The organism is Bradyrhizobium sp. 2S1, from assembly GCF_011516625.5.
GTDB lineage: Bacteria > Pseudomonadota > Alphaproteobacteria > Rhizobiales > Xanthobacteraceae > Bradyrhizobium > Bradyrhizobium septentrionale.
Genome location: NZ_CP147717.1, coordinates 4,689,974 through 4,716,052, shown reverse-complemented (window position 1 = coordinate 4,716,052; position 26,079 = coordinate 4,689,974). Strand labels below are relative to the sequence as shown.

Below are 26,079 nucleotides of genomic sequence, written 5' to 3'. Positions count from 1 at the left end.
CTCATTCGTCGAACTCGAATGTGCTCCGCTGGTCCTTTGCCATTGCCTTGCGTAGCCAGGGAGGTGGTGTGCCTCTTAGGACGTCCTCGAGCTTTTCGAGCAGCACCAGAATGTTTTCTGGCTTGTTTACCTTGATCGGATGGATCTTGTTGGCGACCACCCGGGCAGCACCGGCACCGCCGATGGCAGCAACGTAAAGAATTGCGCAATCTTTAATCGCCTCGATCTTCGGCGCTAACTTGTCGTCGTTGCCGTCTTCCTTGAGATCGCCCTCAAACTCAACCGCTTTGAGAAACACGTGCCCGCTTGGCGCGACCTCGTAGATAGCAATATTCTTTGCCCAACCAAAATGAGCATCGACGCGCCTTAGATCTTGAGTGGCGAATGCGACCTTCATGCAGTCGACCTCTCGGCTGCACCGATGGAACTGAGATGCCCGGACCTTGATGGCAGTGCGACCGGAGCCCGCCATCGATCGGGCGTAGGTTGATGGTTCTCCTCGCGGTCCGCGATCACGAGATTGGCGATATCGAAGATCAGATCGCGGGTACCACGATAACCGATCGATAGTTGGTGCCCTGCGCCAAGTCGATCGAACATCGGAAAACCCGCACGATAGAACGGAATTTTCAGCCGGGCAGCCGCTTGCCTGCCATGCGAATGCGTGATCAGCAAGTCGCAATTCTCGGTTCTGGCAAGCTCTTCGAGATCCTCAAGATCACCAATTAGCACCTCGTTGGTCTTGATCCGCTCAATCACCGCCGATTGTGTGGTCGTTACGGCCGCACGCACCTGCGCCCCCATCTCGTGCAGCATACTGGAGAGATCATATAGGAGGTCTGGCTCAGCGGCGATCGCAAGTCTGCGACCACCAATATGGAAGTGCGCGTCCAGCATTGCATCCGTGAGCTGGCCGCGCTGCCGCCGATATTTCGGTGGCACGGGACGGCCGCTGATTTCACTCACAAACGTCATGAATTCGTCGCACGGACCGAGGCCGCACAGCCGCTCGAAGAGGCGAAATGGAACGCCGCTTTTGGCCTGCATGACCTCTGCCGCTCGCCGCATCTGCGCGCCGATTGCAATGGTCCACCCGGCGCGGCCCATGCTCGCGATCTCGTCGACGCCGATGCCGCCGATGGTCGTTGACGTAAACTCGTCGGGGATATGCCCATCGAGCGACGCTGCCAGGTCAGGCAGGAAGGATGGCCGCAACCCAAAATCCTCCAGGATGGCACGGAGTTCGTCAAGATCACCCGGCGTGAGGTGACATCCTGGAAGAACGTTCACTCTCGAGGAATCGCGCAGGCCGTTGACGTTGGGCCCTTCCACCAGCAATTCCACAATGCGCGTCACAGCCTTCTCCCAGCCGTCCTGGAACGCGCCCTTGAAATCGGGTGTCGAGACATAGACCAGCGGCAATTTCGCAAGTTGCCGATGCTTGTTTCGGATTAGCTTGAGGTAAGCATCCACATCGTCTCCGTTAGTCTCGGTGATGCCGGTCGAGCAGATTCCGACTATCTTTGGCTTGGCTCGGTTGTAGATATTGAGTATCGCCTGCTCGAGGTTCTCATAGCCGCCGAGCACGGTCGCGACCTCGCTCATCGCGGTGGTCTGCAGCGGTACCACCTCCTTGAAATGCCGCACAAACAGCGTGAGCCCGAAAGAAGTGCATCCTTGCGAGCCATGCAGAAGCGGCATCGCCCCGCGCAGCCCCATGAAGGCGAATGCGCCGCCAATCGGCTGGCTCATCTTCAGCGGGTTGACCGCGCAGGCTTTTGTTGGCACCGTGGTGAGGGCCATGATTCCCCCTATTCTGCGGCCTGCAGCATGGCAGATGGCGAGGGCACCAAGATGTCCTCGATGCGTCTCTTGCAGCAACCACCGACCGCATCGGTGTGCTCTTTGACTTCCTCGACGCTTCTCAGACCATGCGCGTAGATCGCATCCTCGATCGTGCCGAGATCGACCGTGTTACAGTGGCAAATCTTCCTCGCGCGGCGCGCCGTTTCGGCGAGCGCCGGTTCGCAGGCGATCTCGGCCGCCGGCGACTGCATATGCAGCTTCGCCCTGGCCAAGGCCTCCCATGGTGCCGGTCGACGTACCTGCTCCCACATCGGATTTGAGAGCGACTTGTCGATCTCCTCCACTAACTTGATCATTCCGACATAGCCCATATAGGCATGGCATCGCTCCTGGTTGATATCGAGCCAAGGCGTCGTTGCTTTCAGCGCGACGAACTGCGATTTGCCGCCCGATAGCATGATGTCCGCTTTTGCGCCCTTCAACATCTCGTACATTTCACGCGGCGACATGTCCTCGATCATGTGGGCATCCTGTCCCATGAGCTCCTTGATGCGCTCTTTGTCCTCCCTTGTCGATTTCTTCACGCTGGTTCCGACCAATTCGAGCCCGGCCTCCTGTAGTGCCGCAACGACCGACCATGACTTGACCCCGCCGGTAATCAGCAAAGCCTTCTTTCCCTTGAAGCGTGACTTGTACGGTTCGATCGCGGCCCAGGCCCGCTCCTCCTCGCGCGCGATCACCGCGTCGGTGCGCCCGAGCAGATCTTGCGGTGCGCCGCGCTCAACCAATAAGCGGGCAATCTGGCGCAGCGAATCACTTGAATCCTGGACACCGTAGAACGAGCCTTCGAAGAACGGGATTCCGTAGCGTTCCTCCATCTTGCGCGCGACGTTGATCATGGCCTTTGAGCACACCAACATCGCCGCCCGCGCGCGATGGGACGACGCGACTTCACGATATTTGGCATCGCCCGAGATGCATGAGAGAATCCGGATTCCAAGCTCATCGAGCGAAGGCTTGACTTGCCAGAGCTCCCCCGAAAGATTGTATTCTCCGATCAGATTGATGTCGTAAGGTGTGGTGCGGTCTGGCTCCCGCGTTCCGATCACATGTTCCAGCAAAGCCTCGCCGGCGAGCTTATTGCCGAGGTTCTTGGAGCCAACGAACCCCGGGGAATTGATCGGGATGACCGGTTTGCCGAACCTTTGCGAGGCGGCCTTACAGACCGCGTTGACGTCGTCGCCGATCATCGCGGGAACACAGGTCTGATAGACGAAAATGGCGGGCGGGTCATGCTTGTCGACGATTTCCTTGATCGCCTTCCAGAGCCGCCTCTCACCTCCAAATACGATATTGGTTTCGTTCATATCGGTTGTGAATGCGGTGCGCCATAGATTCGAACCGGAAGACGCCGCGCCGCGATTGTCCCAGGAGTTGCCTTCGCAAGCGATCGGACCATGCACCAAATGAGCGACGTCGGTAAACGGCTGTAGCGCGATCTTAGCACCGTCGAAGGCGCAGCCGCCCGCCGCACTACCCGGCTGCAGTAGCTTGGTGCATCCCTTCTTGCGCTCAGCCTCCGACTTACTGCCGTTCTTGGCGCAGCCCGGCTCGTTGAAAATATTCTGGACCGTAGCTGACAGCGAACTCATCCGTTCTCCTCTTAGCCGAACTAATTGCAAGTTGAGCCATCGTGCGCTCGTGCCATCGCCAGTGTTTTCGGCGACGGCACGTGCATTGTCCGTCATCAACGAATGATGTCGAAGCTGTAGTCAGTTTTGCCAAGAACGTTGGTCTTCCGGTCGATTTCGTCGAAGATCTTGTCGAGGATCTTCACCAGCACATTCAGGCCGCCCTGATAGCCCCACACAGGGGAGCGGTGGTGATGATGCCGATCAAACACCGGAAAGCCGATGCGGATCAGTGGCGTTCCCGTGTCACGTTCCAGGTACTTGCCATAGGTGTTGCCAATCAGAAGATCGACCGGCTCGGTGAACAAGAGCGAGCGCATGTGCCAGAGGTCTCGGCCCGGATAGGACTGGCAGGCATGCCCAAACGGTGAGCTTGCAAACAGCGCCTGCATTTTGTCCTGCCACGCCTTATTGCCGTTGGTGGACAGCACATGGGTTGGTTCGGCGCCGAGTTCGAGCAGAAAGGCGGTCAACCCATAGCAGAGATCCGGATCGCCATAGATTGCGAACTTCTTGCCATGGATATGCGCGCTGGAGTCAGCGATGGCATCAACCAAGCGGCCACGCTCTCGCGCGAGTTGCTCCGGGACCTGCTTGCCGCTGATGCGTGATAGCGCCAGGAGAAGGTCATCTGTTGCGGAGACGCCCACCGGGTAATTGAAAGAGACGACGTCCTGGCCATGCTCAGACACGAGCGGCAGCGTTTTTTCGGTACACCACTGCTGCATTGAGATTGTCGCCTTGGCGTGAACCGCGTTAGCTGCGTCTTCCAGCGTGGTGCCGCCGTCATACATCCGGAAATCGCCATCAGTCGGGGTATCGAAGACGTCGGAGTTATCGGCCAGTATGGTGTATTGGATACCCATCAGCGCCAAGATGCGCTTAATCTCACGAAGGTTTCCGACGGTGTAGCCATCGAACCCACCAATGATGTTGATCGACTCGTTTGGCTTGCGCTCCAGCTTCGGCGCTGTTCCGGCCTTGCCGTCCCAGAAATGCTCCAGAACACCCTTGAGTGCGTTGTCATACCCGGTGACGTGGCTACCGACGAACGCCGGCGTGTGTGCAAACGGCACGTCGAACTCCGCCGGAACAGAGCCCTTTTCCTTCGATGTCTTGATGAACGCATTGAGATCATCGCCAATCACCTCGGCCATGCAGGTCGTGGAAACCGCAATCATCTTGGGCTTGTACATGTTGTAGCTGTTGGCAAGTCCATCGATCATGTTGTTCAAGCCGCCGAACACCGCGGCGTCTTCCGTCATCGAGGAAGAGACGCAGGAACTCGGCTCCTTGAAGTGCCTCGACAGATGGCTGCGGTAGTAAGCCACGCAGCCTTGCGAGCCGTGGACGAAGGGCAGCGTGCCCTCAAAACCGACCGAGGCGAACACGGCGCCAAGCGGCTGGCAGGCTTTGGCCGGATTTACCGCCAGCGCCTCCCGCGCAAAATTCTTCTCGCGGTATTCAGGCGTTTTCGTCCATTCCTTGATGCGTTCAACCTCGGCTGGATCGCGGGAATTCTCGAACGTCTTCTTGTTAGCCAGCATCTGCTGGTATTCTGGACCGCGAAACAGTTCGAGATGATCGAGCACGTGTTCTGCACTCTGCGCCATTTTTAAGATCCTTCACTATCGAAATTGGTATCGTCCCGGCTCTCCACGAAGAGCCAGATACATTGCTTTATTCTGCAGCCAAGAGCTTCGCCTTCGAAGCTTCTTTCCAAGGCGCTTTCATCTTCTTCCAGATCGGCGAGTTGACAGCCATGTCCATGTCGCGCGCGAAGATCGCAAAGCCGTCATAGCCGTGATATGGACCTGAATAGTCCCAGGAATGCATCTGCCGGAACGGTATACCCATCTTTTGGAAAACGTATTTTTCCTTGATGCCCGATCCGACCAGGTCGGGCTGGAGCTTTTCGACAAAACGCTCGAACTCGTAGCCATTGACGTCGTCGTAGATGAGCGTGCTGTCCTTGACGTAGTGCTGGGCGGTGCGCTGATAGTCGTCGTTGTGGCCGAACTCGTATCCGGTACCCACGACTTCCATCCCGAGGTCCTCGTATGCGCCAATCACATGACGCGGGCGAAGACCGCCGACGTACAACATCACCGTCTTGCCCTCCAGGCGCGGGCGATATCTTGCTATTACGGCGCTCACCAGCGGCTGGTACTTTTCAATCACCCGCTCAGCGCCTTCTTTAATCTTATCGTCGAAGTAGCCCGCGATCTTGCGCAGCGACACTGCGATCTTTGAAGGTCCAAAGAAGTTATACTCGCACCACGGAATACCGAACTTCTCTTCCATGTGGCGGGAGATGTAGTTCATGGAGCGGTAACAATGCAGAATGTTGAGCTTTGCCTTCGGCGTTGCCTCGAGCTCAGCGAGTGAACCGTCACCAGACCACTGCGCAATCACCCGCAGGCCCATTTCCTCCAGAATAATTCGCGATGACCAGGCGTCGCCACCGATATTGTAGTCTCCGATGATCGCAACATCGTACGGCGTCGACTCAAACTTCGGTTTACCATCTGGCTCGAACTTGTCGAAAATCCAATCACGCACGGCGTCGTTGGCAATGTGGTGGCCGAGCGACTGCGAGACGCCGCGAAAGCCCTCGCAGCGGACCGGCACGATTGTCTTGCCGCCATACTCCTTGGATTTCGCTCTTGACACAGCCTCGATGTCGTCTCCAATCAATCCGATCGGGCATTCCGACTGGATGGTGATGCCGTTGTTGAGTGGGAAAAGCTCCTGGATTTCGTCAAGAACTTTGACCAGTTTCTTGTCGCCACCGAATACGATATCCTTTTCCTGGAAGTCGGAGGTGAATTGCAGGGTCACGAAGCTATCGATCCCGGTCGTGCCAACGTAATAGTTACGACGCGAGCCCCACGAGTACTGACCGCAGCCCACCGGTCCATGGCTGATATGGACCATGTCCTTGATCGGCCCCCAGACCACGCCCTTGGATCCTGCGTAGGCGCAGCCTCTGATTGTCATCACACCAGGGATGGATTTGATGTTGGACTTGACCCCACAGTCCGACTTGCCGGCTTGGTGCACGTTGAGATGCTTGGCGCGCCGTTTTGCGGTCTTCTCCGGATAGACCTTCAGGACCTCCTCAATCAGCTCTTTGTTGCGAGCCCTGATTTCTGCGATGCTCTGGGTCGAGGCGAGGCTCATGCTGAGGTCCTTCGAGGGTTAGCTGTTGCGAGAGCGGCTTCGTGCCCTAGAGTTCTGCAACGAGCATGCCAGTGCGGCGCGAGCACAAAAAGCGGAACGATTGAAATCAGTTAGCGCGCTCCGTGGTGCAGCACGGGGTATTGTGGCTAACGCGACATCGCGCTTTGCCCGGAGAACCCTTCGTTTGGTCCTGTTCGAAATGGAACAGGGGCGGCGATATGTGAAGTAGCACCGCACGATTCCAGATGTGCGGCTGCCGATCGCGATGCTCCGCGCTCGAGAGAGCGCCCGTAACAAGCGAACCGAGCGGCAAAGGCCGGCTGATCGAGCCCGGGTTTGCCCACGCCATCCATGCTTGTTGAGATCTACAGATACTTGCCTTCAGCGACGACGATGATGCCAACGGTTATGACGTCGTCATCGTCGGGAGTTCGATGCTCCACCGCCCAGACGCCGCAAGCTCACCGGCTCACGAGAACAGCTGTCGTGCCTTGATAAGTGCCCGCACGAGCGTATCAATCTCTTCACTTGTGTTGTAAAGTGCGAAAGACGCACGGCACGTCGCCAGCACACCCAAGCGCTCGAGCAGCGGCATCGCGCAATGGCCACCCGCCCGCACTGCAACTCCGGCGCGGTCGATGACCGTAGCAATGTCATGTGCATGCGCGCCTTTCATATCAAAGGAGATGATCGGCCCCTTTTCGGCCGGCGTCCCGATGATTCGTACGGCGTTGATGTCCCCTAGCTTCTCATTTGCGTAAGCGAGCAGCGCGTTCTCGTGCTTGCGGATCTGTTCTTTGCCTATCGAATTGATGTAATCTAAAGCCGCCCCCAAACCGATCGCCTCGACAATCGGCGGCGTCCCCGCCTCGAACCGGTGCGGCGGTTCACCATAGATGACGCCGGCACGCGAGACCTGACGGATCATCTCGCCGCCACCATTGAAGGGCGGCATTGACGAAAGATGCTCTGACTTGCCGTAAAGCACGCCGATCCCTGTCGGACCATAGAGTTTATGGCCTGTCATTACGTAGAAATCGCAATCGATGTCGCAGACGTCGACGGTCAAATGGACACATCCTTGCGAGCCGTCGACCAGTACGGGAATACCCCGTGCATGTGCGATCCTCACTACGTCTTTCACTGGCAAAACGGTACCCAGCACGTTCGACATCTGAGTGATCGCAACCATCTTGGTGCGCGGGGTCAAGAGCCGCTCAAATGCATCGAGCAGGAAATTGCCGTCATCATCAACCGGCGCCCACTTGATGACTGCGCCGAGCCGTTCTCTTAAAAAATGCCACGGCACAATGTTGGAGTGGTGTTCCATAATCGACAGAACGATCTCGTCACCGGCGCTGACCCGTTCACGGCCGAAGGTCTGGGCGACCAGATTGATGGCCTCCGTAGCGCTGCGGGTGAAGACGATCTCTTCGTTCAGATGTGCGTTCACAAACCGCGCCACCTTGGTACGGGCGCCCTCATACGCCTCCGTCGCCGCATTCGCCAGATAGTGCAGGCCGCGATGTACATTGGCGTATTCGCTGGAGTACACATGCATCATGCGGTCAAGAACCGCATTCGGCTTTTGCGCGGATGCGGCGTTATCAAGGTACACAAGCGGCTTGTCGTACACCGTCATGGACAGCGCAGGAAAGTCCGCGCGCAGACGGCTGACCTGGTAACTACCGTTGCCTATCGCGGGGTGCACACTCATCGCGCCCGCAGCCAGTGTTCAGCTCGCGCGGTCACAAATTCGCGCAGATTGCCGGCGGGGATCTCCTCGATCGGCTCGCCAATGAATGCTCTAATCAACAACGCCTGCGCATCCTTCTCTGATAGACCTCGAGCGCGCAGATAGAATATGAGACTGGTGTCCAGCGCACCTGAAGTCGATCCGTGGCCGCAAGTCACGTCGTCGGCAAGGATTTCGAGTTCGGGCTTATTGTCCGCCTCGGCCTGGTCGGACAGGAGCAGCGCTCGCGTCATCAGCGCGGCTTCCGTCTTCTGCGAGGCGGGACGTACGACGACTTGGCCCTGGAACACCGAGCGGCCGCAATCGTCGACGACCGCGTGGAACTTATTCCGACTGATGCAATGCGGCACGGCGTGGTCGACTACGATTGTTGTGTCGGCGTGCTGTTTTTCCCTGATGAGATTGACCCCGTTCGCCGAGAGCCTGGATCCCTCGCCGGCCAGTGTGACGAATCCCTGATAGCGACCGATGGAGCCGCTGCAGGTCATGCTGAAGAGATTGAGGCTCGCTCTGGTACCGACTACGATGATTCCCGACGAAAGGTTCACGGCGTCAGCGGCATCAGCTGCCACCCGGATATACGAAAGGCTCGCCTCGTCACCAACCAGGACAATTATCGCATCGTTGGTTTGATATCGGCTCGCGCCATCAGCCGCGACGAATGTTTCCACCACAGCCGCGTGCGCTCCCTTACCTAGCTGCAGGTAGGAACGGGTAAAGTCGGACACCGACAATGAGGTTGCAACGTGAACGATCTGAATGGGACGCTTAATCGCGCTGCCCTCGGCGATCGTAATCACCAGGCCGTCGGTCGCCATCGCGGCATTGAGCGAGATCATCGCATCAGTTGTGGTCGAAAGCACCAGGCCGGCCATTGCGCTATTGGCCGGATTCTCCAGAATCTCCCGCAACGACCGCACATCGATCCCATTTTCGAGGCTACCGACGTCGGATAGCTCGGGTGCGAATATTCCATCCACCAAAACCAGTTTGACTGCTTGATCGGCAGCCGCTTGCATGACCGACGACTTTGCGCGCACCAGCGCAGCTGCATCTGGTCGCGGAGCGAGTGGCAGTACCTCGCCGATCAAGGCGCATAAATCTGTATATTTCCAAGCCTCGATGCGCCGATGCGGGAGGCCGGCACGCTCGTAGGCCTCGAATGCCCTCGCACGGATATGGGCGACAGGCCCACAGCCAGGCAGCCGTCCGTGCGCCGCGGTGAAGAGATTGCTCTTTGCACGTCCGGCGTCGGCTTCTCTTGCCAAAACTTGCTTCATCAGGAAATCTCTTGAGAGGTCAGGCCGCACCTTCAAATTGAGCGTAGCCACAAGCCTCGAGCTCCAGCGCGAGTTCTCTGCCGCCGCGCTTCCTTACCCGCCCTTTGGACATCACATGCACAAAATCCGGCGCTATATAGTCGAGAAGCCGCCGATAGTGGGTGATCACGATCATCGCCCGTTCCGGCGAACGCAGAGCGTTGATACTGTTGGAGACGATGCGCAGCGCGTCGATATCGAGGCCGGAATCTATCTCATCCAAGATGCACAGGCTCGACTCGAATAGCGCCATCTGCAAAATCTCGTTGCGCTTTTTCTCGCCGCCGGAAAATCCGACATTGAAGCCGCGCTTCAGCATGCCTTGTGGGATGTTGAGCGACTTGGCTATCTCGCGGGCCCTTTTGAGAAAATCGGGCGTGGAGAATTCCTTTTGCCCGCGCGCTTTACGCTGAGCGTTCAACGCCGTACGCAGGAAGTTCATGGTGGTCACGCCGGGAATTTCCACCGGATACTGAAACGCAAGAAATATCCCCTTGCCAGCGCGCTCCTCCGGTTCCATCGCGAGAAGATCTTCATCGTTGAACAGGATTTGGCCTGCACTCACTTGATACCCGGGCTTGCCGGAAATAATGTGGCTGAGCGTGGTCTTTCCGGAGCCGTTCGGCCCCATGATCGCGTGTACCTCACCCGCGTTGACCGTAAGATCGAACCCGCGAAGAATTTCGCGCTCGTCCATGCCGGCATGCAAATCTCGAACTTCGAGTAGCGCCATTCTGATCTATCTCCTGAAATGCATCATCCCGGGTGAGCCGCACTCGGGAGGTCCCGCGGGACGGTTGGCTATCCGACGGACCCTTCGAGCGAGATCGAGATCAGCTTCTGCGCTTCCACCGCGAACTCCATCGGCAGTTTTTGCAGAACGTCCTTGGCGAAGCCATTGACGACAAGGCCAAGGGCCTGTTGCTCGCTCAAGCCTCTCTGCACGCAGTAGAACAGCACGTCCTCGGAGATCTTCGACGTGGTCGCTTCGTGCTCGAACGTTGCCGAGGAGTTCTTGGCCTCGACATAGGGCACGGTGTGCGCGCCGCATTTGTCGCCGATCAGGAGCGAATCGCAGGCGGTGTAGTTGCGCGCGCCGGTGGCCTTACGGTGCGCACTGACGAGGCCGCGATAGGTGTTCTGCGATTTGCCGGCGGCGATGCCCTTCGAGATGATCCGGCTCGACGTGTTCTTGCCGAGGTGGATCATCTTGGTGCCGCTATCGACCTGCTGGAAGCCGTTCGAGATCGCGATCGAGTAGAACTCGCCGCTCGAATTGTCGCCGCGCAGGATGCAGCTCGGATATTTCCAGGTGATCGCCGAACCGGTCTCGACCTGGGTCCAGGAGATCTTGGAATTCCTGCCGCGGCAGTCGCCGCGCTTGGTGACGAAATTGTAGATGCCGCCCTTGCCCTCGGAATTGCCGGGGTACCAGTTCTGCACCGTCGAATACTTGATCTCGGCATCGTCGAGTGTGACCAACTCGACCACGGCGGCGTGCAACTGGTTCTCGTCGCGCTGCGGCGCGGTGCAGCCTTCAAGATAGGAGACGTAGGAGCCCTTGTCGGCGATGATCAGCGTGCGCTCGAACTGGCCGGTGTTGCGCTCGTTGATGCGGAAATAGGTCGACAGCTCCATCGGGCAACGCACGCCCGGCGGCACATAAACGAACGAGCCGTCGGAGAACACCGCCGAGTTCAGCGTCGCGAAGTAATTGTCCGTGGTCGGCACCACGGTGCCCAGATATTTCTGCACCAGCTCGGGATGCTCGCGGATCGCCTCCGAGATCGGCATGAAGATCACGCCGGCCGCCTTCAGCTCCTTCTGGAAGGTGGTCGCCACCGACACCGAATCGAACACGGCGTCGACCGCGATCTTGCGGCTGGGCGACAGCGCGCCACCAGGCGGCGGCTCGACGCCTTCGAGGATCGCAACCTCGCGCAAGGGAATGCCGAGCTTCTCGTAGGTCTTGAGGATTTCCGGATCGATCTCGTCGATCGAGGACAGCGTCTTCTTGGGCTTCGGCGCCGCGTAGTAGTAGATGTCCTGATAGTCGATCTTCGGATAGTTGACGCGCGCCCAGATCGGCTCGGTCATGGTCAGCCAGCGGCGATACGCCTCCAGACGCCATTCCAGCATCCAGGCCGGCTCATTCTTCTTTGCAGAGATGAAGCGGACGGTGTCTTCCGACAGCCCCTTCGGGGCCTTGTCGGACTCGATCTGCGTCTCAAACCCATATCGATACTGGTCAACGTCGATGCGCCGGACGCGCTCGACCGTCTCTTCTACAGCTACCATTGCCTGCTCCGCTCGCGCAAAGACAACTCCAACCAGTTCCGGCGCGCCCTCTCCGAACTGATCCCACAAGTTAGGACCAACTCGGGGCCAGCGCGTAAGAGAATCGATCGACGAAGCCGGTAGGCTGCCGCTCTCAGTGGTGTCTTCATTTTGTTTCGCGCCGGGGCCCCACTCATCAGCTAATTCCCTATGCCGGCACACAGGTCTCGGGCACCGGGCAAACGACGGCGCACTGCGGCGCGTCAGAATTTCCTTCGCATTGGGTGCACTTGGTCGGATCGATCACATATATGTCGTTCTTCAGGCTAATCGCAGCGTTGGGACATTCGAACTCACACGCACCGCAGACGGTGCACTGGGACGCGATTATCTTGTAGGCCATCACTGCGGTTCCATAAGCAGAAGGTGCGGGACAGCGTCTTGCCTTCAAGTCTCGTGCCAATCAGTCTGGGCTGATTTGCCTCGGCTATCTTCCAGAGCGCATGTCGCCGCCTCGACGGCGTGTCGCAAACTCTACATTCGGAATCATAGTGGCTTGATCTCGGTGCCGTGGCGCGCACGATCAATGACGGCGGTCAGCCAACCACGTGAACTGCGTCCGCCAGCCCTATGGCGCGATCCTTCCCATGGCCGCGGTCACGCGGCTGCGATCGGGTCGCCTCTTCCCGAGTGCTCCGCCGCCAGGTCGGCCGGGCCCCATGTTATTGGTTCTGCTCACCGGAATGGCGGCGGATTCGACTAAAGCGCCACGATGAACAACCGGCGGGGGTCACACCGGCACGACGCACATCTCCACCGCAGAGCCAGAAACTGTCGCGGCGATCGCGCCAGACAAAGTCACTCCGATGATCGCGGCGTTTAGGTGCCGCGGCACCCGCTTTTCAAGCCCCGAAGATGACCGGTAACCTGCATTCATATGCCCTGTACGGGCAAAGGCACATTGCCTCGCATCATGGGGCAACTGAAAGCCAAGCGCGATCATCTGGTGTTCCCCGGCTTCGCTTCGCGTTTCAAACATCCGCCCGCGCTGGTTAGCAAATTGATCGAGCCGAAAAAAAACACCCCGAAGGGTGGCCCAAGTCAGGGAGGAAACGCCCGTAAGGGCCTCTGGGATCAGGCCGCAGCCTGTTCGATCGGTGAGAAAGGCAACCCGAGGCTCTCGGCCACGGCCTTGTAAGTTAGCCGGCCCCGATGGACATTGAGGCCCGCGCGCAGGTGCGGATTTTCGAGCGCGGCGGCAAACCCCTTGTTGGCCAGTGCCAAACCAAACGGCAGCGTGGCGTTATTCAGTGCCTGGCTTGAGGTCAGCGGCACGGCGCCGGGCATATTGGCCACGCAATAATGAATGACGCCATCCACTTCGCAGGTTGGATCAGCGTGAGTGGTTGGGTGCGATGTCTCAAAGCAGCCGCCCTGATCGATAGCGACGTCCACGATCACCGCCCTCTTACGCATCGAACTCAGCATACCCCGCCGAACGAGCTTCGGCGCGCTCGCACCTGGAACAAGTACCGCACCAATCACAACATCGGCCGCAAATACCTCTTCCTCCACGGCGTCGATGGTCGAGAATCTGGCCCGAACGCGCCCTTCAAAAAGCTCGTCCAGTTCGCGGAGCCGGGGTATCGAGCGGTCGATGATGGTGACCTCTGCACCCAAACCGATCGCCATGCGCGCCGCGTGCGTACCAACGACGCGACCTCCAATCACCACGATCCGGGCCGGCTGAACACCGGGCACTCCACCGATCAACAGCCCTCGTCCGCCAGCACTACGCCTCAGGGCGCTACCCGCCCCTTCAATCGCAAGCCTATCCGCGACCTCGCTCATAGGCGCCAGCAATGGCCCCTTGCTCATCAGTTACGGTCTCATAGGCGATCTCGGTGCACCCAGATTTTAGGAGCCCCTTGGCCTGCTCGGGGTCCGGGGCCAGATGCAGATAAGTGAAGAGGATCTGGCTCTCCCAGAGCTGGCGCCGGTTGTTTGGACAGCGCCCCGCGGGATTTAAGTGGATTCCTGCCGGGTTATGCTGAACGCGGGGCCTTACGATTTTGTCGTTGCGTCGGGAGGGCGTAGCCCGACCAGAGCGACGACAAAATCGTCGGCGACGGTCATGCGGCCATCACCATAGCTTGCGTGCCGAAGTAAGCCTCGTCGGGCGTGCGCCCGTCAAGGCTCGAGTGAGGGCGTCCCTGATTGTAGAAGGCCAGATACTTGGCAATTGACGCTCGCGCCTCGGACACGCTGTCGTAGGCGCGGAGATAAACTTCTTCGTATTTGACCGTGCGCCAGAGCCGCTCGACAAACACGTTGTCGCGCCAGGCGCCCTTGCCGTCCATGCTGATGGCGATCTTCGCGTCCAGCAGCACATCGGTGAACTCGAGGCTGGTGAACTGGCTGCCCTGGTCCGTGTTGAAAATCTCGGGCCTGCCGTGCTTCGCCAACGCCTCCTGGACCGCTTCGACGCAGAAGGCCGCCTCCATTGTGATCGAGACGCGATGGGCCAGGACCCGTCGGCTGAACACATCGACGACCGCCGCGAGATAGACGAAGCCACGCCGCATCGGAATGTAGGTGATGTCCATTGCCCACGCCTGGTCGGGCCGCTCGATCTTCAATCCGCGCAACAGGTACGGGTAGATCTTGTGACCCGGTGCCGGCTTACTCGTGTTCGGGCGACGATAGACCGCCTCGATCCCCATGCGCTTCATCAGCGTCGCGATGTGGCGGCGACCGGCGTATACGCCCTCCCGCCGCAGCAACGATCGCTGCATACGCGCTCCCGCGAAGGGATAATCGAGATGCAGCTCATCGAGCCGACGCATCAAGGCAAGGTCCTCGGCCGAAACTGGCCGAGGTTCATAGTAGACCGTGCTGCGAGCCAGCTTCAGGACCTTCGCCTGGCGCACGATAGAAAGATCATGACCGCGGTCGATCATCGCTTTGCGCTCAGCAGGCCCGCCTTGGTGAGCGCGCCGGACAAAAAATCGTTTTCCAACGCCAGCTCGCCGATCTTGGCATGTAACGCCTTCAAATCGACCGGCGTCTCGGCCGACGCCTTGTCATGCCCAAACACGCCGGCGGCGCCTTCCAGGAGCTGGTTTTTCCAGATCGTGATCTGGTTCGGATGAACATCAAACAGTTGCGCCAGCTCCGCCAGCGTCTTCTCGCCTTTGACCGCAGCCAAAGCAACCTTCGCCTTGAATGCCGGAGAATGCATCCGGCGGCTCTTCTTCGTCATCTTCGCTCCTGATTCGCGGCAAGAATCCTCGCCGCTGTCAGGCAGAAAATCCACTCAAGCTACTGTCCGAATTTGCGGAGCCAGCTCTCCCGCAGCTGGCTCCATTCGGACGGCTGAGGCTCCTTAACCTTTACGATCATCTCGCTCGACGCGAATACCTCGACTGCGGACGCCAGAATCGTTGCGCCGGCGTTGCGATAATCTTCATCCGTCGCGCCAATGCCCGCGCCAGCATCGGTCTCGATCATCACGCGGTGGCCCGCCGCCACGTATTCGCGGACAGCTCCAGGGGTAAGGCCCACGCGATATTCGTGCGCCTTGATTTCCTTGGGGACTCCGACCTTCATTTGAAAACTGCCTGCCTGGAGCGGCTTTCTAATCGGAAGTACGTAACGATACTGCGACGCGAGCGCCACAATAGCGCAGGAATTCAGCGATCTTTGACCAGCTGCGCAGGATTTCAAACAAGATGCGGCAAGATGCTGAGTGGCTTAGATAACCATACTCGCTGAGCTCAACGATCGAGCCCTCCGCAGCCGACGCGAACAGGCTCTCGACCGCAATGGCACCCGCGCTGAAAAAATCATATAACGGATCCGTGGGCGTCTTGAAAACGTCTACAGAACTACCTTCGCCGCGATGACAGGGTCCTTCCGCTCTGGACCAAACCTATTCTCATCTCATTACCTGCGAATCACGCGTTGGCTATGCACGAGGTCGGCGAATGCACGGACCTCGGTGTCAGTGCCTTCTCCTAAGCCGCCGAGATTCAGGGGAGCAGATCGATGATTTCTTATTTCTAAGCTGCTCTTGTGCGAAACTAGGCTACAAACTAAGCGGCGCGACTTGAGCCAAGGCGCTGTAAAGAGCCTCGTAAGAGCGCCTTTCGCCTCACCTTAACCTCGAAGTGTCAAGTGGGGAGCAACGACTTTGGGTGTGCGACGGATGGCGCATGAATAAAACGCTTGGGACTGGGTTCGCGGCTTGGGAATGCCACAAATGAAAATCCAGCCTTGGCGAATTTCTGGAAGAGCGAGCATCACAGTCCGCCAGCTGGGCAGGTCGTAGACTTTAGCTCATTTTTTTGAATGGCTAATAACCGCTGATGCGTGCCCCCTCATGCCCGCCGCAGTTGGGCGTGACATGTTCAACAGATCCAAGGCAATTGTTCGCCCGACAGCCAATCGACAACTCGTCCGCCACCGAAACTGGTCGCCATCTGCACAAACTTGTGATCGTCAGCTACCGCCTCTCCAATATCAGCTGCATCGCACCCGAGCGGATGCGCCTTCATGGCTGCAAGCACAGCATCAGCAGAATCAGGCGCGACGATCGCAACGAGCTTGCCCTCGTTAGCGACATGGATCGGATCAAGCCCAAGGAGTTCGCAGGTCGCCGCAACCGCAGGCTTCACAGGAATGGCGGCTTCCTGCAGACGGAAGCCGAGGCCCGATTGATGCGCAATCTCGTTGAGCGAGGCGGCAAGGCCGCCACGCGTGGGGTCACGCATCACCCGGATACCGCTGCCACCGGCCGCAACCATGACGGCTACGAGGTCGTGCAGCGCGGCTGAATCCGAGCCGATCTCGATTTGAAAGGCGACGTTCTGGCGCCTTGACATGATCGCCACCCCATGATCGCCGAGGCTACCGGACACCAGGACACGGTCGCCAACCCTTGCCTTGTCGGCCGAGAGATCGAGCGCATCGGCCAGGAACCCGATGCCGGTCGTGGAGATGAACAGACCGTCCGCCTTGCCGCGCTCGACGACCTTGGTGTCCCCAGTGATGATGTAAACGCCGGCGTCGCGCGCCGCTACGCCCATCGAATCCGCAATCGTTTGCAAATCCGAAAATCGGACCCCCTCCTCGATGATAAAGCTAGCCGATAGATAGAGCGGACGCGCGCCGGCCATAGCGACATCATTGATCGTGCCGTTCACAGCGAGTGACCCGATATTGCCGCCAGGAAAGAACAGCGGTGAAACCACATAGCCGTCCGTCGTCATCACCATTCTGCCTGTTGCAACATCAAACGCCGATTGATCATTGCAGCGGGCGAGCCATTCGTTACCGAAGGCTCGGTGAAAAATGTCCGAGATTAGCTGCGCCATGGCACGGCCCCCGGACCCGTGAGAAAGATCAATGCGTCCGTTCTCGACATCAAGTCTGCGTTGATTGGCCTTTACGCTCATGACAACCGTCCCAGCTGATCATCGCGAACTCGGCCATACGTCCAATACGCGGCGCAAGCGCCCTCCGATGAGACCATGCAGGCTCCTATGGGATTTTCCGGCGTGCAAGCAGTTCCAAACAGCTTGCAGTCGACCGGCCGCTTGGCGCCGCGCAGAATTGCGCAGCACTCGCACGCTGGATTGTCAGCGACACGCAGTTCGTGCATCGCAAAACGCGCCTCGGCGTCAAATCTCGCGTATGCCCGCTTCAGCTTCAGTCCGCTTTTGGGTACGAGTCCAAGTCCACGCCATTCGAACTGCTCACGCAGTTCGAATATCTGCGAGACCTCGTCCTTGGCGCGCTGATTGCCTTCGCGCGTAACCGCACGGCTGTATTGATTTTCCACGCCGCAGCGGCCTTCGTTCACTTGCCGCACCAGCATCAGGATCGCCTGCATGACGTCGAGCGGTTCAAATCCCGCGATCACGATCGGCTTACCGAATTGTTCTGCCAGAGGTTCGTAAGGTCGCGTACCGATGATGGTGCTGACATGTGCAGGCCCGACGAAGCCATCAATTGCGCCCCCGCCGATATTGCGGATCTTCGGGTTCTCGAGAATGCTGTGCATGGCGGACGGTTTAAGCACGTGGTTGCAGAACACGCTGAGGCTCTTCAGCCGCTTCTTCTCGGCAATCCGGATCATCACCGCCGTCGGTGGCGTCGTAGTCTCAAATCCAATGGCAAAGAAGACCACGTCCCGGCTCGGCGCCTGTTCGGCGAGCCGAATAGCGTCGATCGTCGAGTAAACCATCCGAATGTCAGCGCCTAGCGCCTTGGCTCGCAGCAATGACTGTCCTTGCGACCCGGGGCACGCGCATCAGGTCGCCGTAAACGCACAGGATGACCCCCGGGCGCTCGGCGAGCCGGATCGCCATGTCGATCCGGCTCGCGGGCAGAACGCAGACGGGACAACCAGGCCCGTGGATCATGCGGACGTTCGCGGGCAGCAAGTCCACCAGGCCGTAGCGGGAGATCGCATGTGTGTGTCCGCCGCAGAATTCCATGAACCGATAGGCCCTATGCGGACCAGCTTCGGCGCCAATCGCACGCGCTATTCCCTGCGCCAAGGTCTTGTCGCGAAATTCGTCGGCATATTTCATGATCGGAGTTCCGGTGCTGCACTGCCTAGCTCTTGCAGGAGCTTCAACGTACGCTTGGCTTCGATCGGGTCGATCTTGGCCAGCGCGTAGCCGACATGAACGAGGACCCAGTCGTCGAGCTCGTCGATGAGTGCGATCGATATTTCCAGGCTGACGCCATCTATGGATACGATCGCCATGTCGTCGGGAAGCATTTTTGCGATCTTAGCCGGGACCGAAAGACACATATCAGACTGTTCCTTCCAGGGCTGACGGCTGTTCAGCAATCCGCAGGGCGGCAATCCACGCCTGGCCAAGGCTCAAACCGCCATCATTGGGAGGTACCTGCCGTGGCATCAGCGGGGTGAGACCGGCGCTGCTGCACCCGCGCGTAATTTGGTCAGCCAGCACCGCGTTCAAAAAGCAGCCGCCGCTTAGGACGACGGTATTGACGCCGGTTGTTCGCGCAAAGCGCGTGACCCAGTCAATGCAAGCGGCGGCGAGAGTGCCATGAAACAGCCCCGCTCCGTCCGTGGCGCCTACGTTGTCTGTAATCAAGTGCTCAAAAAGCGGACGAAGCGACAGCACGCCGCCATCCATCGTCCAGCCGGCATCGAGAATCTCAGTCCGCCGCACCAGCGCCTCGAGCTTCATTGCGGCCTCGCCCTCATAGCTCTGCAAACTCGCAATGCCCAGCAGCGCCGCCGCCGCATCAAACAACCGGCCCGCGCTGGTTGTGATGGTCCCGCCCTGCTGATTTAGCAATGCGCGCACGCGCTCAGACTGGCGTTGCGCTGCAAAGCGATGGCCGATTTCGGTTCCCCTGCCAAGCAACTGCAACATTGCGCTCGCCATGCGCCACGGCTCGCGCGCTGCACGATCTCCACCAGGCATTTGCAGAGGAGCGAAATGTCCGATGCGCCGACACCTCGTTCCTTCGCACAACAACAGCTCGCCACCCCAGTTTCCGCCGTCCGAGCCAAAGCCATGGCCGTCGAGCACCAGGGCAAGCGTAGGTCCCGCATGACCGTGCTCAGCGATGACGGCGGCAGCATGCGCGTGGTGATGCTGGACAGCGACCAGCGCGCGGCCGCTTGCCTCCGCAAAGCGCGTGGACGCCATATTGGGATGCAGATCATGGGCGATGATGGCAGGTTCGACGTCAAGAATCGATGTGAGATGACGAATCGTCTCTTCAAACACACGAATGCTTTCGGCCGTATCGAGATCGCCAATATGCTGGGAGACGAACGCTTCGTTGTTCCGCGTGACGGTGATGGTCGACTGAGCTGGCTCCGGTTGTCTGAACAGATTTTCCGCGTCGATAAGTGGAGCCTCTGCCATGGTTAGGCTGCCAAGCGGAGTGGCAGCGGGTTGAAGTAGGCTTGATCGGGGGTGACGCCGTCAAGGCTCGAATGCGGGCGCCGACCGTTGTAGAAGTCGAGGTATCGGCCGATCGACGCGAGGGCCTCGCTGACGCTGTCATAGGCCCGCAGATGCCTCCTCGTATTTGACGCTGCGCCATAGCCGTTCGACAAACACGTTGTCCCGCCAGGCTCCCTTGCCGTCCATGCTGATCGCAATGCCGTTGTCGGCGAGCACGCCGTTAAAAGCCTGTCCGGTGAACTGCGAGCCCTGATCCGTATTGAAGACGTCCGGCTTGCCGTGACGAGCCAGGGCATCCTGAAGCGTCGCGACACAGAACGCCGCCTCCATGGTGATCGATACGCGCCACGACAGCACGCGGCGGCTGAACCAGTCGAGCACAACCGCCAGATAGACGAAGCCTCGCGCCATCGGGATGTAGGTGATGTCCATCGCCCACACCTGGTTCGGCCGCGTGATCTCCATCCCGCGCAGCAGCTACGGGTAGATCTTGTGGCCCGGCTCGGGCTTTGTCGTGCGTGGACGGCGATAGAGCGCTTCTATCCCCATCCGCCGCATCAACGTCTTCACATGCCGACGGCCGATCTTGCACCCATCGGCAGCCAGCAGCCCTCGCAACATGCGAGAGCCGGCAAAAGGGAACTCCAGATGCAGCCGGTCGAGGCGCTGCATGATCGCAAGGTCGGCGTCCGGCACCGGCCGCGGCAGGTAGTACACGCTGCCGCGGCTGATGTTCAAAGCCTCCGCCTGCCTGGTGATCGACAGCTCGTGCTCACGGTCGATCATCGCTTTGCGCTCAGCAATCCCGCCTTGGTGAGCGCTCCTTCTAAAAAACTATGCGCGGCGATGCGCTCCCCCTGTGGGATAGAAACGGACCGGCGCTAGATTGCCGACCGGGAGGGAGCGGCCGATACGATTTTGGTGGCACGTGACCCCGTTAAAAAACCTGGTCCATGGGTTGTCGCGCACTTGAGAGTGGTGACGCCATCCGGCGATCCCGTTTAGGAATCTGACGTATAGCGCAGCCCAGCCCTTCCGCCGCCGTCAGCAGGAGGATTAGAGATGAACCCCAAAAGATCGAAGTCGAGGAACGGAGGTAAGATGCAGATGGTGCACCCGGACGCGGCTGCCATCGACGTCGGAGCGACTATGCACATGGCTGCCGTGAGGGCAGATCGCGCACCGGAGCCAGTCCGCAGCTTCGGTACCTTCACGGCTGATCTGCATCGGCTAGTCGACTGGTTTACTGAATGCGGCGTCGAGACTGTCGTCATGGAATCGACCAGCGTCTACTGGATTCCGATCTTCGAGCTTCTCGATGCCCGGGGATTTAACGTGTTTCTTGTCAACGCGCGCGATGCCAAGCACGTGCCGGGGCGCAAGACCGATGTCAGCGATGCGCAATGGCTGCAGCGGCTCCATTCATTCGGGTTGCTGCGGGCCAGCTTTCGGCCCAAAGGGCAGATTGCCGAGCTGCGAGCCTACGTGCGTCAGCGCGAGCGTCTGCTGGAGTACGCGGCCTCACACATCCAGCATATGCAGAAGGCCTTGACGGAGATGAATCTTCAGCTGCACCACGTCGTCACCGACATCACCGGCGTGACCGGCCTGCGTATCATACGGGCGATCCTTGCCGGCGAGCGCGATCCTGAGGCGCTGGCGTGCTTGCGCCATTATAGTTGCCGCTCCAGCGCCGAGACGATCGCGAAGGCGCTCACCGGAAGCTACCGCGCCGAGCATCTGTTTGCGCTCGAGCAGGCACTTGCGCTTTACGACGCCTACCACGAGAAGGCATCTGCCTGCGACGCCCGAATTGAAGCCGTGTTGAAGGAACTGAGCTTCCATCGGGGGCATGGCCACGGATCAGCGCCGCGGGTCTCGCGGCGTCGGAATCGAACCGATCAGGCGAACGCTCCAGCTTTCGATGTCCGCGAGGCGCTGTTCGCGTTGCTCGGAAAGGACCTCACCGCGATCGACGGCCTCGGTCCTTACCTCTCGCTGAAGCTGATCGCTGAATGCGGCGACGACCTCTCCTCGTGGCCAAGTGCAAAGCATTTTACCTCCTGGCTGGGACTGGCGCCGAGCAACAAGGTCTCCGGCGGCAAAATGCTCTCGTCCCGAACGCGCCGATCCGGCGGCCGAGCGGCGGCACTTCTGCGCCTTGCTGCCGTGACCGTGGGTCGTACAGACACTGCGCTCGGCGCCTTTTATAGACGGCTCTCAGCGCGCATCGGCAAGGCCAAGGCCGTGACCGCCACGGCCCGGAAGATCGCAGTTCTGTTCTACAATGCTGTGCGATACGGAATGGACTATGTCGATCCCGGGGCCTCGTCCTACGAGACGCGTTACCGGACGCGAGTGGTCAACAATTTGCATCGGCGTGCCAAGGCATTCGGCTTTGTTCTCCATCCCTTGGAGCCAAAAGTAGATGCTGCCGTTTCTTAGGAATCGTTCTCCAGCGTCAGTTCGCCGATCTTGGCGTGCAGCGACTTCACGTCGATGGCTGCTTGCTCCGCTCCGGAGCCGCCGCCGGGACCGAACGCATCGGCGGCCTTGCTTTCAAGCTGAGCCTTCCACGCCGTGATCTGATTGGGGTGGACGTCGAACTGCTCGGCAAGCTGAGCCAGCGTTCGATCGCCCTTCACGGCGGCGAGCGCCACCTTCGCCTTGAAGGCCGGTGTGTGGTTCCGGCGTGTTCTTCTGCTCATTGTCGCTCCTGATTCGCAGGCACAGCGTGCCCGCTGTCAGCCAGAAACTCCACTTATCGCCCTGTGCAGAATTCCGGGGCCGGCTCTGGCCCCAGCAACCTTGGGGCCTGTAGGGGCAGGCGGTTGCTGGGGCCATCTACCAGCCCGTTTGGTGCGGGCGGGCTAGCCCGTCCTATTCGTGAGAGTGCTTTTTTTAGTCCGATTGATGTGGCCGCACATCTGCTCTGACGAGGCGCGCGGGATTGCCTTCGGCTTTTCACCGCCTGACCGACCCGTACTTTGCAACGCGCTTGAGGTGTAGGTTGGGCGAACGGGGGGCGGACGCCCCGCCGGTCAAGGACCGAGAGGCAGCAGCGCGCCTGGCAAGCCGCGGATCAGGTCGGCTTCGGGACATGCCGCGGCAAACGCAAGGCGAATGCGGCTCGTGGTCTCGACCACACGGGCAGCGAGTTTCAAGAGACGAAGACGCAGCGTCGCGAACTCGGCTGTGGCCAATTCCCGGGCTTTGGGAATCGCGTCGCGCACGGTCAGCATCAGCCAATAAGCGGCGGTGTGGAGAACGAGGCGGACTTGATTGGCGAGCGCCGAACGGCAGCTGGTGCGATCGGAGGCGAGCTGTGTCTTATGCAGCTTGATCAGATTCTCGGCTTGGCCGCGCGCGCAATACAGGCTGTCGTAGATCCACTCGGCCGAGCCGACATCGAGGCTGGTGACGACGAAACGGATGTCGAGGCCGAGCATCGTCGCCTCAATACGGGCGACGGTACGCCGTTCGCGATCCCAGGACTTGGCCTTGTGGCGCGTCTCGGTATAGCCACGCAGAACCGGCAGGTTCTCGATGGCGCGTCGCGTGCGGATGTCGTCGGCGGCCTCGTCGACTTTTCTGGCGAGCGGCTTGGTGCCGGACAGACCGAAGATGTAGTCGATGCCGTTGGTCTCGCACCACGCCATGGCCTCCGGCCGGGCATAGTGCCCGTCGCCACGGAACGTGATTCGCGTGTTGTGCCACCGCGTCCGGATATGCCGTATCAGGCGGCGCAGATGGGCACGCACCTCGACGCCGCCCGGCGTCTTGCCGGGCCGCAGCACGACCGCCACGGGCCGGCTCTTCTCCGTGTCGTAGACGTGGATCGGCAGGAAGCAGCGTTCGTCATAATGAGCGTTGAACAGCGAGAGCTGCTGATGGCCGTGGACGACATCGCAGGTATCATCGATGTCGAGCGTGACGGATGCCGGCTCGCGCGGGTAGCTATCCATCCATGCGTCGACCAAAGTGTAGGTCAGTCGGATCACGTCGCGCAGGCGCGGAGCATTCTCCAGCCGCGACAGCGTCGGTTGGGAACACAGATCGCGACCCGTGTCCGGCAGCCGTCCGCAGGCCAGCTTGAATGCGGGATCGGACCGCAGATGATCGAGGTCGTCGGCGTCCTCGTAGCCGCAGCAGATCGCGAACATGCGCGCGCGGAACATATCGACAAGGCTGTGCACGACCCGCGTCGGATCGCGCCGATCCGGGAACACCCGGGCCAAATTGTCGGCCAAGCCGAGACGCCGCTCGGCCATCGCCAGAAGCATCACGCCCCCGTTCGAGGTCAGCCGACCGCCATCGAAGGCAGCTGTGACTTTCTTGGCGTGAACGGCTGGAAACGAGAAGGGCAGAAAGTATCATCGGTCATGGCGGGCCTGGCGTTCGCGGTTGAGGTGATGGGGTTGGCTTTGCAACCGAATCCTACGCCGCATCAGCGCTTTACACCACGCTCGCCAGCCTCTCAGGCGCACTCTGACGAATAAGACGGGCTAGGTAGTCAGATGAACAAAGCAAATGCAGCAAGGGCGACCGGGCAAATTCCCAGCACGACAATGCCGATGCGAAAGAAAATCTCTGGCATAGAGCAATCCTCCGGTGCTTGCTAAATCAGCACACGGCTCAGCTCTCGTCTGAGCAAAATTGCTCACTTCCTCTTGCAGAGGGGCGCTCGACTACATCGTCAGGATGAAAACTAAGATCAGCACGGAAAGTGCAATTGTGGCGCAACCGGCTATCGTTATCCCGTCCCATTTCATGCCGTGAACGCTGAAGGCGTTGCCGCGCCGCTCGTTGATCTACTAGGCCCACGGACAGCCTGCACCTGATTTGCTAAAAAATCCATCCCCTCCCTTCCAGGGAGGAATTGCGTTCGCCTGCCCGTTGGGGTTGAGTCCGATGGGAGGCCGCAATGGGGCAAAAGAAGATTCGAAAAGCGCGGTTTCTGGCGCTTCATCCGCGCTGCTGTTTTTGCGGGGGCAACGAGCGTACGGCTGACATTGATCACCAGCCGGCACGCGCCTTGTTTAACGGTCGGGTTGGTCCGGAAGATTTCGAATTTCCTGCCTGTGCCGCGTGCAATCAGAGCAGCCGCCATCATGAGAATGCCATGGCCGTTCTGGTTAGGCTGCGCGACACGCGAGATGACCTCGAAGTTTACCAAGAGGATCTACGGAAATATTTCACCTCGATGGGCAACAACTTCCCAAGCCTGGTGCGCCCGATGACCAGCAACGAGAAGCGCTCGTTTCTGAAAGATGAAGGTGTCCAAAGACCGCCAGGGTATGTGCTCAGCGACCTGAAGATGGTTACTGGCAGCGACTTTGCCATTGACGCCATTGAGAACGTCTTCAGGAAATTGTTAGTCGCCTTGCACTACAAGCATTCTGGCAGGATCGCGGCTGCGGGAGCAGCAGTGACTCTTGTCTGGTTTACGAATGCCTATGCTGACCGGGCGAAAGAAATCGAGCAGTTCATCTCGGCGTTAAATGGCCGAGGAATCGTCAAAAGAGGCAATCAAGATCTCTCTGATCAGTTCATATTCAAATATGGCGTTGACCACGCGGAGGAGTTCTCAGCCTTCGCTTTTGCGTTTCGAAACTCGCTCATTGCAATGGGTTCTGTCTGGAGCAGCAGCGAGGCCGTCGCTAAGGTCGAAAACCTGGGATCAAATATAGATGCAACGTTGAGTTCGACGAAATGATCAGCAAACCACTCGTCCTCGTTGTAGGCGCCGGCGCCAGCTACGATCAATACAAATTACCACTTGGCGGCGAACTCGCCGCTGGGATTGCTCGTGATACCGGCATGAATTGGGACAGCGATGATGTGCTGATTCGAGGAAGCCGTGAACTCTTGGACGATTTTTTCCGCCCATCCTCCGACAGTGAAGCGATCATAGCAGCAGCCAAGAAGCTGTCGTACGTGATTGCCTCTACAGCCTCGATCGACGATGCGTTGTACCTCCTGGGAGAACATCCCGAATGCGTGAAGGTCGGAAAACTTTGCATCATGCGCGCTATTCTCATGGCAGAGGCATCATCTCCACTGCGGGTTCAATCGCGCTAGGGCTT

Annotated in this window: 17 protein-coding genes and 7 pseudogenes; 3 read left to right on the top strand and 21 right to left on the bottom strand. The window is 59.3% G+C overall.

Annotated elements, in window-relative coordinates; genetic code table 11:
• Position 1: 1 nt before the first annotated feature.
• The 19 genes and pseudogenes from nifX to HAP54_RS22170 all read right to left on the bottom strand — a co-directional run.
• Positions 2–397, bottom strand: a complete 396-nt coding sequence (nifX, locus tag HAP54_RS22260; protein WP_166073337.1) for a nitrogen fixation protein NifX — start codon at positions 395–397, stop codon at positions 2–4.
• Positions 394–1,803, bottom strand: coding sequence for a nitrogenase iron-molybdenum cofactor biosynthesis protein NifN (gene nifN, locus HAP54_RS22255; protein ID WP_166303889.1), 1,410 nt, complete (start codon positions 1,801–1,803; stop codon positions 394–396). Before nifN ends, nifX begins: the two co-directional genes overlap by 4 nt.
• Positions 1,804–1,811: 8 nt before the next feature.
• Positions 1,812–3,458, bottom strand: coding sequence for a nitrogenase iron-molybdenum cofactor biosynthesis protein NifE (nifE, locus tag HAP54_RS22250; RefSeq protein WP_166303886.1), 1,647 nt, complete (start codon positions 3,456–3,458; stop codon positions 1,812–1,814).
• 95 nt (positions 3,459–3,553) lie between these two features.
• Complete coding sequence (gene nifK, locus HAP54_RS22245) at positions 3,554–5,110, bottom strand: nitrogenase molybdenum-iron protein subunit beta (RefSeq protein ID WP_166303883.1); 1,557 nt, start codon at positions 5,108–5,110, stop codon at positions 3,554–3,556.
• Between the two features lie 67 nt (positions 5,111–5,177).
• Complete coding sequence (gene nifD / locus HAP54_RS22240; RefSeq protein WP_166303881.1) at positions 5,178–6,680, bottom strand: nitrogenase molybdenum-iron protein alpha chain; 1,503 nt, start codon at positions 6,678–6,680, stop codon at positions 5,178–5,180.
• Positions 6,681–7,149: 469 nt separating this feature from the next.
• A complete protein-coding gene (locus tag HAP54_RS22235) occupies positions 7,150–8,397 on the bottom strand; it encodes a cysteine desulfurase (RefSeq protein WP_165128101.1) in 1,248 nt (415 codons plus the stop codon).
• Complete coding sequence (gene sufD / locus HAP54_RS22230) at positions 8,394–9,716, bottom strand: Fe-S cluster assembly protein SufD (protein ID WP_029084740.1); 1,323 nt, start codon at positions 9,714–9,716, stop codon at positions 8,394–8,396. The genes HAP54_RS22235 and sufD overlap by 4 nt, the downstream gene beginning before the upstream one ends.
• A gap of 19 nt (positions 9,717–9,735) precedes the next feature.
• Positions 9,736–10,488, bottom strand: a complete 753-nt coding sequence (gene sufC / locus HAP54_RS22225; RefSeq protein WP_029084741.1) for a Fe-S cluster assembly ATPase SufC — start codon at positions 10,486–10,488, stop codon at positions 9,736–9,738.
• 68 nt (positions 10,489–10,556) lie between these two features.
• The gene (gene sufB / locus HAP54_RS22220) at positions 10,557–12,053 is read right to left on the bottom strand and encodes a Fe-S cluster assembly protein SufB (RefSeq protein ID WP_166303878.1); all 1,497 of its coding nucleotides are present in this window, start codon (positions 12,051–12,053) and stop codon (positions 10,557–10,559) included.
• A gap of 187 nt (positions 12,054–12,240) precedes the next feature.
• The gene (locus HAP54_RS22215) at positions 12,241–12,435 is read right to left on the bottom strand and encodes a 4Fe-4S binding protein (RefSeq protein ID WP_165128097.1); all 195 of its coding nucleotides are present in this window, start codon (positions 12,433–12,435) and stop codon (positions 12,241–12,243) included.
• A gap of 387 nt (positions 12,436–12,822) precedes the next feature.
• On the bottom strand, positions 12,823–13,035 hold the full coding sequence (locus tag HAP54_RS22210) for a hypothetical protein (RefSeq protein ID WP_156929026.1): 213 nt from the start codon (positions 13,033–13,035) through the stop codon (positions 12,823–12,825).
• A 131-nt stretch (positions 13,036–13,166) separates the two neighbouring features.
• Positions 13,167–14,040: pseudogene (locus tag HAP54_RS22205) on the bottom strand (alanine dehydrogenase); the annotation flags it as partial.
• A 124-nt stretch (positions 14,041–14,164) separates the two neighbouring features.
• Positions 14,165–15,294, bottom strand: a protein-coding gene (locus HAP54_RS22200) for an IS3-like element ISRj2 family transposase (protein WP_166296389.1) whose coding sequence is annotated in 2 segments (ribosomal slippage) — positions 14,165–15,042 and positions 15,042–15,294 — 1,131 coding nt in all. Because the reading frame shifts where the segments join, the coding sequence is not laid out codon by codon here.
• An 86-nt stretch (positions 15,295–15,380) separates the two neighbouring features.
• Positions 15,381–15,641, bottom strand: a pseudogene (locus HAP54_RS22195) (alanine dehydrogenase); the annotation flags it as partial.
• An 800-nt stretch (positions 15,642–16,441) separates the two neighbouring features.
• Positions 16,442–17,488 carry a hydrogenase expression/formation protein HypE gene (gene hypE, locus HAP54_RS22190; RefSeq protein WP_166303875.1) on the bottom strand — a complete coding sequence of 349 codons (1,047 nt, stop codon included), beginning with the start codon at positions 17,486–17,488 and terminating at the stop codon, positions 16,442–16,444.
• Positions 17,485–18,628 (bottom strand): annotated as a pseudogene (gene hypD, locus HAP54_RS22185) (hydrogenase formation protein HypD). Before hypD ends, hypE begins: the two are co-directional and overlap by 4 nt.
• Positions 18,625–18,822 (bottom strand): HypC/HybG/HupF family hydrogenase formation chaperone, encoded by a 198-nt coding sequence (locus HAP54_RS22180; RefSeq protein WP_248114467.1) that lies wholly within the window; start codon positions 18,820–18,822, stop codon positions 18,625–18,627. The pseudogene hypD and the gene HAP54_RS22180 overlap by 4 nt, the downstream one beginning before the upstream one ends.
• 34 nt (positions 18,823–18,856) lie before the next feature.
• Positions 18,857–19,894: pseudogene (locus tag HAP54_RS22175) on the bottom strand (carbamoyltransferase HypF); the annotation flags it as partial.
• A 59-nt stretch (positions 19,895–19,953) separates the two neighbouring features.
• Positions 19,954–20,827 (bottom strand): annotated as a pseudogene (locus tag HAP54_RS22170) (IS3 family transposase); the annotation flags it as partial.
• A gap of 228 nt (positions 20,828–21,055) precedes the next feature.
• Between HAP54_RS22170 and HAP54_RS22165 the strand changes: the two are divergent.
• Entirely contained in the window at positions 21,056–22,438 is a 1,383-nt protein-coding gene (locus HAP54_RS22165) for an IS110 family transposase (RefSeq protein ID WP_166298319.1), read from the top strand.
• A gap of 2 nt (positions 22,439–22,440) precedes the next feature.
• Here the strand turns inward: HAP54_RS22165 and HAP54_RS22160 are convergent.
• A pseudogene (locus tag HAP54_RS22160) lies at positions 22,441–22,701 on the bottom strand (transposase); the annotation flags it as partial.
• 333 nt (positions 22,702–23,034) lie between these two features.
• Positions 23,035–24,377, bottom strand: a pseudogene (locus HAP54_RS22155) (IS1380-like element ISBdi2 family transposase).
• Between the two features lie 540 nt (positions 24,378–24,917).
• Here HAP54_RS22155 and HAP54_RS22150 point away from each other — a divergent pair.
• The gene (locus tag HAP54_RS22150; RefSeq protein ID WP_166303869.1) at positions 24,918–25,709 is read left to right on the top strand and encodes a hypothetical protein; all 792 of its coding nucleotides are present in this window, start codon (positions 24,918–24,920) and stop codon (positions 25,707–25,709) included.
• A complete protein-coding gene (locus tag HAP54_RS22145) occupies positions 25,706–26,074 on the top strand; it encodes a hypothetical protein (protein ID WP_166303866.1) in 369 nt (122 codons plus the stop codon). The genes HAP54_RS22150 and HAP54_RS22145 overlap by 4 nt, the downstream gene beginning before the upstream one ends.
• The last annotated feature ends 5 nt before the right edge of the window (positions 26,075–26,079 follow it).